The organism is Microbacterium sp. K2 (assembly GCF_051365005.1).
GTDB lineage: Bacteria > Actinomycetota > Actinomycetes > Actinomycetales > Microbacteriaceae > Microbacterium > Microbacterium foliorum_B.
Genome location: NZ_JBLWII010000001.1, coordinates 2,589,316 through 2,600,746 on the forward strand (window position 1 = coordinate 2,589,316; position 11,431 = coordinate 2,600,746).

The 11,431-nt window shown below is 68.3% G+C and carries 10 protein-coding genes; 3 read left to right on the forward strand and 7 right to left on the reverse strand.

The genetic code is table 11. The features are described 5' to 3' along the window. Window positions 1–1,302, reverse strand: a complete 1,302-nt coding sequence (locus tag ACLKOY_RS12625) for an ABC transporter substrate-binding protein (RefSeq protein ID WP_436453904.1) — start codon at window positions 1,300–1,302, stop codon at window positions 1–3. Window positions 1,303–1,513: 211 nt separating this feature from the next. Here ACLKOY_RS12625 and ACLKOY_RS12630 point away from each other — a divergent pair, with 211 nt between their 5' ends. Then, window positions 1,514–2,824: a glycoside hydrolase 5 family protein gene (locus ACLKOY_RS12630; RefSeq protein ID WP_436453906.1), complete on the forward strand. Its 1,311-nt coding sequence runs from the start codon at window positions 1,514–1,516 to the stop codon at window positions 2,822–2,824. 32 nt (window positions 2,825–2,856) lie between these two features. Here the strand turns inward: ACLKOY_RS12630 and ACLKOY_RS12635 are convergent, their stop codons facing one another. Continuing rightward, window positions 2,857–3,888, reverse strand: a complete 1,032-nt coding sequence (locus ACLKOY_RS12635) for a LacI family DNA-binding transcriptional regulator (RefSeq protein WP_436453908.1) — start codon at window positions 3,886–3,888, stop codon at window positions 2,857–2,859. A gap of 163 nt (window positions 3,889–4,051) precedes the next feature. Here ACLKOY_RS12635 and ACLKOY_RS12640 point away from each other — a divergent pair, with 163 nt between their 5' ends. Both ACLKOY_RS12640 and ACLKOY_RS12645 read left to right on the forward strand, forming a co-directional pair. Then, a complete protein-coding gene (locus tag ACLKOY_RS12640; protein ID WP_436453909.1) occupies window positions 4,052–7,048 on the forward strand; it encodes an alpha-mannosidase in 2,997 nt (998 codons plus the stop codon). 68 nt (window positions 7,049–7,116) lie between these two features. Next, a complete protein-coding gene (locus ACLKOY_RS12645; RefSeq protein WP_436453911.1) occupies window positions 7,117–7,527 on the forward strand; it encodes an MmcQ/YjbR family DNA-binding protein in 411 nt (136 codons plus the stop codon). Here the strand turns inward: ACLKOY_RS12645 and ACLKOY_RS12650 are convergent, their stop codons facing one another. The 5 genes from ACLKOY_RS12650 to ACLKOY_RS12670 all read right to left on the reverse strand — a co-directional run bounded on the left by ACLKOY_RS12650 (window position 7,528) and on the right by ACLKOY_RS12670 (window position 11,410). Next, a complete protein-coding gene (locus ACLKOY_RS12650) occupies window positions 7,528–8,184 on the reverse strand; it encodes a hypothetical protein (RefSeq protein WP_436453913.1) in 657 nt (218 codons plus the stop codon). After that, the gene (locus tag ACLKOY_RS12655; protein ID WP_436453914.1) at window positions 8,181–8,666 is read right to left on the reverse strand and encodes a MarR family winged helix-turn-helix transcriptional regulator; all 486 of its coding nucleotides are present in this window, start codon (window positions 8,664–8,666) and stop codon (window positions 8,181–8,183) included. Before ACLKOY_RS12655 ends, ACLKOY_RS12650 begins: the two co-directional genes overlap by 4 nt. Before the next feature lie 34 nt (window positions 8,667–8,700). Continuing rightward, window positions 8,701–9,477: a hypothetical protein gene (locus tag ACLKOY_RS12660; protein ID WP_436453915.1), complete on the reverse strand. Its 777-nt coding sequence runs from the start codon at window positions 9,475–9,477 to the stop codon at window positions 8,701–8,703. A 4-nt stretch (window positions 9,478–9,481) separates the two neighbouring features. Next, window positions 9,482–10,438, reverse strand: coding sequence for a hypothetical protein (locus ACLKOY_RS12665; protein WP_436453916.1), 957 nt, complete (start codon window positions 10,436–10,438; stop codon window positions 9,482–9,484). 381 nt (window positions 10,439–10,819) lie between these two features. Beyond that, window positions 10,820–11,410, reverse strand: a complete 591-nt coding sequence (locus ACLKOY_RS12670) for a hypothetical protein (RefSeq protein WP_436453917.1) — start codon at window positions 11,408–11,410, stop codon at window positions 10,820–10,822. Window positions 11,411–11,431: the final 21 nt, after the last annotated feature.

Sequence of the window (11,431 nt, forward strand, 5' to 3'; positions counted from 1 at the left end):
TCACTGGTCCACGCGGTTCGCGTTGGCGTACTCGACGATCTTGTCGAGCTGCTCCTGCGCGTCGGCCTCGCCGTTCACGGCGAGCGCGATCTGCTGGGTCATGTACGTCGCCATGTCCGAGGTCCACTGGAACGGGATGGCCTTGGCGTCTTCCATGGCGGTGAACACGGTGTCGATCGCGGTGAGCTGCTTCTCGTCGGTGATCGACGACGAGATGTTCTCGACGACGGCGTCACCACCCGACGACGTGCCGGGCGCCGTGCCGACCGCGAGCGACGAGAAGGCGACCTGGTTCTCCTCGTTCGTCGCGAACTCGGCGAAGGCGAGAGCGACCTCCTTGTTGTCGGAGTCGGCCGAGATGTTGAGTCCCTGCACGTAGAGCGGCGGGATGCCCAGTCGCTGCGTGGCGACGGTGTTCTCCAGCAGCGCGGGTGCGTCCTTGGCGAGGTCGGTCGTGAAGCCGGTGCCGCCGGTCGTGAAGGCGACCTTCTCCTGGATGTACGCCTCGGCGTTTCCGCCGTAGTCGCCGGTCAGGGCCTCGGCGGGCATGGCTCCGGCCGCGTACGCGTCGGCATACTTCTCGATGATCGCTGCGGCCTCTTCGGTGTTGAAGTCGAACTCGCCCTCGTCGTTGATGACCTCCATGCCGGCGGAGGTGAAGGTGTCGAGAGCGGGGATCGACGACAGCAGCTGCACCTTGCCGCCGGACTCGGTGGCCACGTCCTTCGCGAGGGTGAGCAGCTCGTCGACCGTCGTGGGGAGGTTCTCCTCGGTGACGCCGTAGGGGGCGAGCTGGGCGAGGTTCCACCACGAGGCGTCGCTCGACAGGTACCAGGGCAGACCGTACGTGCCCTCGGCGTCGGGGTACTGGCTGTACGCGTCCCACGCGCCGGCGTTGTACCCGGACTTCAGCTCGGGATCCGCCGTCTCGATGTCGACGAGCTTGCCTGCGGCGACGAGGGGGTAGGCGATGTCCGGCGGCAGGTTCAGCACGTCGGGGAGGGTGTCGGCGTTCGCCTGGCTCAGGATCTTCTCCTGGTAGCCGTCACCCGGCTGGTCGAGCCACTCGACCGTGACATCGGGGTGCTCCTTCTCGAACGCGTCGATCAGGTCTTCGAAGTAGGGGGTGAACTTCTCGTTCTTCAGTGACCAGGTCTGGAACTGGATGGTTCCGCTCAGCTCACCGGAGGTGTCGATCGGACCTGCGGCCCCCGATGTCGCACCGCCTCCGGTGCAGCCGGCGAGCGCCATGGCGCCGATCGTGAATGTTGCCAGAGCGACAATGCGTGCGGGAACTTTCATCGTGCTTCTTCCTCGAGGCGGGCGATTGGCGGTGTCCGTCAGCCGGACTACAACGCTTTAGCAGATGAAACCACCCGCTGCGGTGTCTGTCAAGGTCTCGACACTCCGCCGGTAGACGAGTACTGGAATTCCGGGTGGCGGCTCGGTGCTCAAGCGTTATAGTGGTGCGACATGTCCTCGTCGGAGGGCTCTGTCGGAAAGGTCCGGACACATGACGCAGCGCCGCGCTCTCGATGCTCGCCTGAGATTCGGGGCGAACTACACGCCGTCGAAGGACTGGATGCACTCCTGGCTCGACTTCACGCCAGACGACGTGCGGCGCGACTTCGCGGCTCTCGCCGAGCTCGGACTCGACCACGTGAGGGTCTTTCCGCTGTGGACGGTGCTGCAGCCGAACCGCACGCTCATCCGCACGAAGGCGATCGACGATGTCCGCGCCATGGTCGACATCGCGGCCGAGTTCGAGCTCGACACCAGCGTCGACGTGATCCAGGGGCACCTGTCGAGCTTCGACTTCGTGCCGTCCTGGCTGTACACCTGGCACGACCGCAACATGTTCACCGACCCGACCGCGCTCAGCGGGCAGGTCGACCTCGTGCAGACGCTCGCCGGCGCGCTGCGCGACGCCCCGAACTTCCTCGGGCTGACCCTCGGCAACGAGACGAACCAGTTCTCGGCGCACACGCATCCGTCGCCCTGGCCGGTCACGATCGACGAGGCGGGGCACTGGATCGAGTCGCTGCTCACCGCCGCCGAGCAGGCGGCACCCGGTCTCTCTCATGTCCACAGTGAGTACGACGCGGTCTGGTACATGGACGGGCACGGCTTCACCCCCGCGCACGCATCGCGTCTGGGTGAGATGACCACGATCCACTCCTGGATCTTCAACGGCACGGCGCAGCGCTACGGAGGCCGCTCGGTCGCCGCAGACCGCCACGCCGAGTACCTCATCGAGCTGTCCCGCGCCTTCGCCACCGACCTCGAGCGCCCCGTCTGGCTGCAGGAGGTGGGGGCCCCGTCGAACTGCCTCGACGAGAGCGAGATGCCCGGCTTCCTCGAGGCGACCCTGCGGTCGGCGGCGCGCACCGAGAACCTCTGGGGCGTGACCTGGTGGTGCTCGCACGACGTGAGCCGCGATCTCGGTGACTTCCCCGAACTGGAGTACTCGCTCGGCCTGATCGATCAGAGCGGCGCGGCCAAGCCCCTCGGCCGGCGATTCGCCGAGCTGATCCCCGAACTGCGCGAACGCACCACGGCGCCCGAGCGCGAGACCGCGATCGTGGTCGATGTCGACGAGCGCGAGGTGCCGGTGAGCCGGGCGGCGCTCAGCCCCGGCGGCGCGGTGTTCCAGGCCTGGGTGGATGCCTGCGCGGCCGGCGTCGACCCCGCGTTCGTGACCTCGCAGACGGCCCTCGACGACGCGGCACTCGCCGCGCGCGGCATCCGTCGCCTCATCCGTCCTGATCTGTCGACGAACGGCGTCGACCCCTACGGCTCCGTCAACACCGTCGTCGACGCCTGACGACGGAGTCGCGAGACGCCGGCGGGTTGTCGTCAGGATGCTGCCGCCGGCGGAGCCGTGCTCTCGCGGGCGGTGAGGGTCGGCGTCGGGCCCTGAGTGCTGGGCAGGTTGATCCCGGCGACGATCTGCTGCAGCAGCAGTGTCGCGGCCTGCTCGCCGAGCTCGAACGTATCGCGGGTCATCGCGGTGATCGACGGGTTGATCAGGCCGGCGATCACCGAGTCGTCGAACGATGCGATCGAGACGTCACGGGGAACGGCGCGGCCCATCTCCTGCGCGACGCGGAGTCCCGCCACGGCCATCACGTCGTTGTCGTAGACGATCGCCGTCGGGCGAAGGCGTCCCGAGAGCAGTGACCGGGTGACTGCGGATGCTCGTGCGGGGGAGAAGTCGGTGGTGATCACGTCGCCCGAGACGCCGTCGGACGCCATGCGGTCGAGCACCTCGGCGCGCAGTCGGGTGTGCTCGAGCTCGGCCGGGCCGGCGACGTAGGCGATGCGCGTGTGCCCCAGGGCAGCGAGGTAGGAGAAGAGCGTCTCGGCCACCTCGTCGTCGGCGATCCAGACGCTCGGCACGGCTCCCTCGGGGGAGGGCTTCGAGCCGATCAGCACCGCGCGAGCATCGAGCGCCGCGATCCGGTCGCTGCGGGGGTCGTCGTCGCGGGGGTCGATGAGGATGATGCCGTCGACCTGGTTGGACGACCGCCACTGGCGATGCACCTCCATCTCCTCGGCGATGTCGGTGACCAGGCGCAGCTGCAGGCTGACCTTGCTCTCGGAGAGCCGCGACTCGATGCCGGCGATGAGGTCGGTGAAGAAGGCCTCGGATCCGAGTGAGCGGGCGGGGCGCGCGAGCGCGAAGCCGACCGTGTTGGCTCGGGCGCCGACCAGGGCGCGCGCCGCGGAGCTCGGCTGCCAGTGGTTCTCTTCGACGATCGAGAGGATCCGCTGGCGGGTCTCGTCGCTCACGCCGGGGCGCCCGTTGAGTGCGAACGACACGGCTCCGGGCGAGACGCCGGCCATGCGCGCGATGTCCGCGATGGTGACGCGTTTGCCCGAAGTCATGCGCCTCACCCTACTTGATCGGTTTAGCCGCGAGAAAGCCGCCGAACGCGGTTGCGACAGATCTACTAGATCGCTTTAGTAAATCCGATAGCATTGTCGGCAACCGCCCCACTCCCGGGCGCGAGTCACGCCCCACTCACCGCCGAGCCCGGAGAATCACACCATGCATGACGACACCTCGCTCACCGTCGGCCGCGTCAAGCGGGTGCTCGACGAGCGCATCCGCCCGGCCGTCCACTCCGCATCCGTGCCCCTCACGATCGAGGTGAACCAGCTCCCGGGCGAGCCGATCAGCCCCGCAGACGGCCTCGCTCTCGAATTCACTCCGGCATCCGTGCCGAGCATGTGGGGTCCTGCCTGGTCGACGACCTGGTTCAAGATCACCGGACGAGTGCCCGCCGAATGGGCCGGCCGCCGGGTCGAGGCCGTCATCGATCTCGGATTCGACATCAACATGCCCGGATTCCAGTGCGAGGCGCTCGTCTACCGGCCCGACGGCAGCCCGGTCAAGAGCATCAACCCGCGCAACCAGTGGCTGCCCATCACCGAGGACGCGCACGGCAACGAGCCCGTCGAGCTGTACCTCGAGGCGGCGGCCAACCCGGTGCTGCTCGACTACCACCCCTTCCTGCCGACGCAGGAGGGCGACATCCAGACGTCTTCACGTGAGCCGCTCTATCGCACCCGCCGCATCGACCTCGCCGTCTTCGAGCAGGAGGTGTTCGAGCTGTCGCTCGACCTCGAGGTGCTGTTCGAGCTGCAGGCCGAGCTGCCGGCGACCTCGCCTCGCCGCATGCAGATCCTGCAGGCCATGGACGACGCCCTCGACGTGCTCGATCTGCAGCGCATCGTGCAGACGGCATCCGATGCCCGCGCTCGCCTGGCGGGCGTGCTCGCAGCCCCCGCCGAGGCCAGCGCTCACCGCATCTCAGCGATCGGCCACGCGCACATCGACTCCGCCTGGCTGTGGCCGGTGCGCGAGACGATCCGCAAGGTGGCCCGCACCACCTCGTCGATGGCGACGCTGATCGACGAGCAGCCCGACTTCCTCTACGGCATGTCGAGTGCACAGCAGTACGCGTGGCTCAAAGAGCACCGACCCGAGGTCTACGCCAGGGTCAAGGCCGCTGTCGCCGAGGGACGCTTCCTGCCGCTCGGCGGCATGTGGGTCGAATCCGACACCGTGATGCCTACGGGCGAGTCGCTCGTTCGCCAGTTCTCGTATGGGCAGCGATTCTTCGAGCGCGAGTTCGGCATCCGCTCGAAGGGTGTCTGGCTGCCCGACAGCTTCGGCTACTCGCCGGCGCTGCCGCAGCTGATGCGCCGGGCCGGCTTCGAGTGGTTCTTCACGCAGAAGATCTCGTGGAACCAGCAGAACGTGTTCCCGCACCACTCCTTCCTCTGGGAGGGCATCGACGGGTCGCAGGTGTTCACGCACTTCCCGTCGATGGACACCTACAACTCGCAGCTGAGCGGCATGGAGGTCGCCAAGGCCTCGCGTCAGTTCAAGGAGAACCGCGTGACCTCTCGGTCGATCGCCCCGGTCGGCTGGGGCGACGGCGGCGGCGGCACCACGCGTGAGATGACCGGCAAGGCGAAGCGCCTCGAGAACCTCGAGGGCAGCGCGCGGGTCGTGTGGGAGCACCCGGACACCTTCTTCGACGCCGCCCGCGCCGAGCTGCCCAACCCTGCCGTGTGGGTCGGCGAGCTCTATCTCGAGCTGCACCGCGGAACCCTCACCAGCCAGCACGCCACGAAGGCGCTGCACCGCTGGGCCGAGCACGCGCTCGTCGAGGCCGAGCTGTGGGCGGCGACGGATGCCGTGCGCACCGGCGCCGCTTACCCGCAGGCAGAGTTCGACCGACTGTGGGAGACCGTGCTGCTGCACGAGTTCCACGACATCCTGCCGGGCACGTCGATCGCCTGGGTGCACCGCGAGGCCGTCGAGGTGCTCACGAACGTGCTGTCTGATGCGGAGGACATCTCGGTAGCCGCTCGGCGCTCGCTCGCGGGCGAGGGCGATCGCGAGCTGCGGTTCGTGCCGACGTCGGTCGGCGGCGGTGGCCGCTCGCTCGGAGCGGGCTTCGTCGAGGCGCCTGCCCCGGCATCCGTCATGCTCTCGGGAGAGGACGGCGGGTGGCGCCTCGAGAACGAGCTCGTCTCCGTGGTGATCTCCGCCGACGGGCTCATCGTCTCGGCGATCGACAAGTCCTCGGGTCGCGAGGCGGTGGCCGAAGGGCGCGCGGCGAACCTGTTCCAACTGCACCAGGACTTCCCGAACATGTGGGACGCGTGGGACATCGACAAGTATTACCGCAACAGCGTCGACGACCTCACCGCGGTCGACTCGATCTCGGCATCCGTCGTCGATGGCACGGCATCCGTCGTCGTGACGCGGTCGTTCTCCGAGTCGACGATCGAGCAGACCATCACCCTCGCGCCCGGTCAGCGCACCGTGCTGCTCCGCAACGACGTCGACTGGCATGAGACCGAGAAGCTGCTCAAGCTCGCGTTCCCGCTCGACGTGCAGGCCACGCACACCGAGGCCGAGACGCAGTTCGGATACCAGTCGCGCGTGACGCACACGAACACCAGCTGGGAGGCGGCGAAGTTCGAGACCTCGATGCACCGGTTCGTGCTGGTGCGCGAGCAGGACTTCGGCGTCGCGCTCGTGAACGACTCGATCTACGGCTATGACACCTCGCGCGAGGTGTCGGACGATGCCGTCACGACCACGGTGCGACTCTCGCTGCTGCGCGCGCCTCGGTTCCCCGACCCCGACACCGATCACGGCCACCACCAGATCGAGATCGGCTTCGTCGTCGGCGCGGATGCCGCGATCGCGACCGCCGAGGGCATCCGACTCAACTCGCTGCCGACGCTGGTGCGCGGCGCTCGTGAGGTCGCGCCACTCGTGACCGTCGAGGGTGAGGGCATCGTGGTCTCGGGTGTGAAGCTCGCCGATGACGGTTCTGGCGACGTGATCGTGCGACTCTACGAGGCTCTCGGGCGCCGTGCGGTCGGGTCGCTCGCCGCCGACTTCGAACACCAGGAGATCCGCGAGGTCTCTCTGATCGAGGACGCGCTGGACGGCGGGCGCCACGGTGGAGAGCTGCGTCTGCGGCCGTTCGAGGTGCGGACGCTGCGCATCGTGCGCTGAGGCCACGGAATCCGTGTGACCTGACGAGGCCATTGTGGCGGGTCGCGTCAGGGGAGGACGATGGGCGGATGGCGACCGTCGACGATGTCCGAGAGATCGCTCTCGCGCTGCCCGGTGTGACAGAGCGCGTCGGCGGTCACACCGGCGAGCCCTCCTGGCGGCTGCCGAGCGGTCAGATCGCCTGGGTGCGCGGGCCCAGCAAGGTCGATCTGCGGCAGCTCGCAGATCTCGGACTCGTGTGGCCTGACGGCCCCGTTCTGGGAGTGCGAGTCGCAAGTCTCGAAGAGAAGGCGGCGCTGCTGGCGGCAGAGCCCGAGGGTCTGTTCTCGATTCCGCACTTCGACGGGTACCCCGGGGTGTTGGTGCAGCTCGACGCGATGGACCGCGAGCGGCTGGCTGAGATCATCGCGGATGCATGGCTCGTGCGGGCCCCGGTGCTCGTCGCGAAGCAGTGGCTCGCCGATCGCGGGTTGGACTGATCAGGCCGCTGTCAGGAACGGCCGAGCGGCGTCGAGAAAGGCGCGAGGATCATCGGCCCACAGCCGGATGCGGTCGACATGGTGCACTCCGTCCTTCGGCGCGAGACCCGGGAGCCGGATCGCGACTGGGCGCTCGAGCTCGATCTCGACATTGGTCTCATCCTGCATCCGCTCGGCATACTCCGATCCGACGATGCGCGGCTGCTTGGGTTCGTCGACCCGGCGGCTGATCGCGACCGACGCGATGTCGTCCCAGCCGATCGGCACGTCGAGCTCGAGTCCGCTGCGCACGCGGACGCCGTCAGGCCCCACCGCGTGCGGCCGCATGAGCATCGCGCACAGCAGGCCGACCATCCAGGTGACACCCCAGATGCCGAGCACCAGCAGTGTGATGCGCACGGCTGGCCACTGGTGCACGATGAGGTCGAGGATCGGGATCTCGACAGCCGAGAGGCCGATGAAGATGAACAGCACCGTGAGCACGGGGCGGTGGTAGCCGATCCCCGTGCCGCCTTTCGGCACTGCGGGACGACGGGCGATCGCACGGGCGATGCTCGAGTAGACGCGAAGCTCGGCGCTCCATGCGCGATGCAGGAAGTTGAGGATGCGCGCGATCGGGGTCGGGCTCGGAGCGGTCGTCTGCAGCTGCTCGGTCATGGCGTGCCTCTGGGTGTGGAGGGCTCGCCCGTGCTTTCGGGCGCGGGTGTGGCAGCGGTGGTCACGAGGTGCTCGAGGTGTGCGGCGACCGCCGACAGGCCTCGCTCGACGGCCGCGCGGTCTGCAGGGGCGATCGCCGACAGCAGGGTCTCGTTGAGCTGAGCGTGCTCCTCCTGCATCCGCGCCATCGTCTCGGTGGCGGTGTCGGTCAGCTCGACCAGAACCGCGCGTCGATCGGTCGGGTGCGGGGTGCGGCGGACATGCCCCGACTTCTCGAGCGCATCGACGAGCCCGGTGATGTTGCGAGGGGTGACCTCGCAGAGCTGCGCCAGCGCCTGCTGCGTCGACGGCCCCGCGTGCTGGAGCACCCAGAGCAGGTGCACGCGGGCTGTCGTGAGGCCGGTGCCGTCGAAGGCACGGGCCATGTCCCTCTGGAAGAGGTCTGCGATCAGCAGCAGGCGGTCGACGAAGAGCGGTTCCATGATCGTGATGGTACTACATAGTTACCTATATTCACTAGGTTGTCGCTGAGCCGGGTGCGAGGCTCTGCTCGACCGCCCGCATCGCCGTGATGCCGTCCGTCAGCGCCTGGCGACGGTCGGGGGCGTCGCGGAAGAGCGTGATCACGGCTGCGACCGCCGCCGGGTCCGACCCCAGATGATAGGCGTCGATGATCGCGGGCGTGCGACCGGCGATCGAGACCGTCAGCTTCGGGCCATGCGGTCCGACGAGGTCGACGGCGCCGATCTCCTCCCAAGGGACGTCGAACGACGAGGCTCCGCGCACACCGTGCAATCCGCGGCGGTCGAGGACGAGACCGAGCGGCGTGCGGAGGGACAGGAGCTCCCGTCCGAGTCCGACGAGCGAGACGAGTCCGAGCACGTACGGACCCCACTCGAGGAGCCGTCCGCCCATCGTCGGAAGCTCGAGTGTCTGGACGAGGAGATTCACCACGGCGGGGAGCACGCCGACGGTCGGGACGAGCCAGAGCACCGCGCGCGCGCCGCCGGACGGCGTGAAACGCAGGGGACCGACTGTCGAGATCCGGACGAGGCGTTCCCGCAGCGACCTCGCGCGGATGACGAGCGCGACGGCCAGCGTGCCGGCGTAGACGGCGAGTGACAGCATGACGAGTCGGAATCCCGACCGCCCGTCGACCATGGCGAGTAGCAGGGGCAGAAGCGGGAGTACGCCGACGAGCATCAGTGCTGCAACGGGGAAGTGCCCCTTCGGATGCACGGACCGGGAACCGTCGACGATGCGAGGTGATCGGGCGATCGTCTTCATCAGCATCCGTTCAGCCTGCCAGCTGAGGCGGCTGCCAGAAGCGCGTGCCGTCCTCGAGCCACTCGTCGATCGACTCGCGGGCATCGACCGGCACCCACGCGATCGCGGCGCCGATCGTGACGATCTCGATGGCCGGTCCGACGATGGGGATGATCTTGCCGATCCGACTCACCTGTTCGACGTGGTCGAGCAGCTCTTCCATGCCCTCGCGGATGGCTCGCGGATTGGCGGCCTCGGCCGCTGCATGCGTAGCGGGATTGCCGGATCGGAGCTGGTCCGTGAACGTGTCGGCGTCGGTCTGCATCTGCTGAGCCAGGGTCCGCCACTCCGCCAGGTCGCGCTCGGTGCGAGCGTCGGCGGTTTCGAGCGCGGCGTCGACGACTGTCTTGTTCGGATCCGTGGCGCTGAGTTCGCCGAGGAGTCCGTCGAGCGGCGACAGATCCCCGAGGCACGCGATCAGCGGGGCGAAGTTCTCCGAGCACCACGTCTCGAGCTCACCCCACCACGTACCGACGCGCGTGGCGAGGTCGTTGTACGTGGTCACCTTCGAGATGAAGGCATCCCATTCGGCGGTCAGCTGAGGGTCGGCGTCAGGCGCCGGGCACGCGGAGAGATCGGTTGTCGGCTCCATCACGACCTTGCCGTGGACGGTGAGCCCGCGGTCGGCCGCCTGAGTCAGGTAGGAGTCGAAGTCCTCGCGGCCACGGTCGAGCCGATTCGCATAGGCGTGGATCACGGGTGAGGCATCACCCAGGTACTTCATGGCGGGACTGCAGCGGTTCCGCACCGCGGTGGCGGTGCGCTGGAACGCGCTGCCCGCCTCCCCTCGCAGGTAGTTCTCGCTCTGGCCCGCGACGTAGGCGAGCTCGAGGTCGACCTCGACGAGCGAGGAGCTCATGCGGGACATCCAATCACCGAGCGCCCGGACGGCTGTCGGATCGCCGGGGATGCGGAGACTGATGCTCATCGCCCGTCCAGCTCCTCTTCGATGTCGCGGATGTGGTCGGCTATCTCTTCGTTCTTCACCGTCATGTCGTCGAGGACGTCGTTCGTGATCGCCGACAGCCCCCTCGTGGCGTCGTTCGCGACGCCGGCCGCCTCGGCTCCAGCCGACGCGATCAGAGCGATGATCGACGTGGCGATACCCGCGTCGGGCGGACGGCAAACTGCCTTCCCTGGTCTTCGGGAAGATCGATCACCGGAAGGTAGAGCACCGGCGGCACGATCGTGCCTCCGGTCGGCGCTATCGGCTGGCTGTTCCACATCTCGTTGCCCCCTCGGTCGTGGATATGGCGCCGATCATACCCGCCCGTGGCGGCTCAGCCGTCCGGCTGCGACGCTCGGATCGTCACGCCGGGTCGAGCCTCAGCACCTCAGGCGACTCGCCTCCCGCGACTTCGTCGACCACGCGGATGCTGCGGGCCAGGTCGTCGAGCGCGCCGTCGAGCGTGCCGAAGCGTTCGCGGTCGCTGCACATCGCGGTCAGTGTCACCAGATGCGTGCCGGTGTCCCAGGTGTAGGTGGCGAAAGGCGGCGACGCCGGTGACGGCGGCATCGCCACCACGAGCTTCTCTCCCGTGCCCAGCCAGCGGCTCGAGAACGACTGGGTGTCGTCGTAGTCCATCGGCATCGACGCCCGAGCGACCCGCACCTGAGGGGTCAGATCCTGCACGGTGGCCATCGCGACGACAAGCTCCGGATCCGCCTTCCAGGTCCACACGAGCACGCGACCGTCCGCCCGGCGCATCAGCATCGGCGCCGCCTGGCTCATCGCCCACGCTCCGATTCGCGAACCCGGGCGTTCGGTGACGCCGATCGCCGTGTTCACCTGCCCCAGCAGCATCCTTATCGCTGCCTTGCGATGCCGGCGCCCCTTCCAGCCGAGCGAATCGGTGACGGGGATCCACAGTCGGGGGTCGGCGTCGGCAGTCAGTCGCATGGCTCCACGCTAGGGGGTGAG